At 39.3% G+C, this 883-nt stretch carries 1 protein-coding gene; it reads left to right on the top strand.

Features of this window, described 5'->3' with window-relative positions; genetic code table 11:
* The first annotated feature begins 20 nt into the window (after window positions 1-20).
* Window positions 21-862 (top strand): IS5 family transposase gene (locus tag HCR01_RS38050; RefSeq protein WP_226890096.1). Its coding sequence is split into 2 segments (ribosomal slippage): window positions 21-405 and window positions 405-862, totalling 843 coding nucleotides; the frame shifts between segments, so codons are not numbered across the junction.
* Window positions 863-883 lie beyond the last annotated feature (21 nt).

The following is an 883-nucleotide window of genomic DNA, read 5'->3' as shown; positions in this document are numbered from 1 at the left end:
TTAGAGCATTCTTGACATCTATGACGTACGAAAAGGTAAAAAACCTTAAGCCAGAAGAATTCAAACGCTTATGTGGTGTGCATCCGGAGACTTTTAGTCAGATGACAGAGATAGTGCGTTCGCGCTCACAAACAAAGCTTAAAACAGGGCGACCCAGTAAACTGAGCATGGAAGACCAATTATTAATGGCATTGGAATATTGGAGGGAATATCGCACTTATTTTCATATTGGTCAATCTTGGGGAGTGAACGAGTCAACAGCATATCGTATTATCCGTAAAATTGAAGATATTCTCGTGGCTTCAAGAGCTTTTTCTCTTCCAGGGAAGAAGAAACTCTTTAGTTCTGATTATCAAGTAGAGGTAGTGGTAGTTGACGTTACAGAAAGCCCAATAGAACGCCCTAAAAAAAACAAAAAAAGTTCTACAGTGGGAAAAAGAAAAGGCATACATTAAAATCTCAAGTCGTGGTGGCTCAAAATACAGGCGAAATCCTCTGTACCGCTCATGGCAAAGGGAAAGAGCATGATTTTCGCATCTTTAAAAGCAGTAAACTTCCGTTAAGAGAAGATATTGAATGCTTGGGTGATAAAGGATATCAAGGAATTCATAAAGTTCATGCTAAAAGTCGGATACCAAAAAAGAAGCCGAGGGGAGGTGAGTTGAGTCGCGAAGATAAAAAGAGTAATCAAGAGCTAGCCAAAATCCGAGTTGTGGGTGAGCATATCAATCGTAAACTCAAGGTGTTTAAAATTTTATCCGACCGTTATCGCAATCGGAGAAAAAGATTTGGCTTAAGGTTTAATCTAATAGCTGGTTTGTACAACTATGAACTTCGTCTGCCCAAAACCGAATCTGTTTAACTGACTTTTGCAAGAGGTCTA

Origin of the sequence: Nostoc sp. MG11 (assembly GCF_014904695.1) — a bacterium.
GTDB lineage: Bacteria > Cyanobacteriota > Cyanobacteriia > Cyanobacteriales > Nostocaceae > Komarekiella.
Note: the sequence above shows the minus strand (reverse complement) of the source record. Positions and strands in the feature narration are given on the sequence as shown.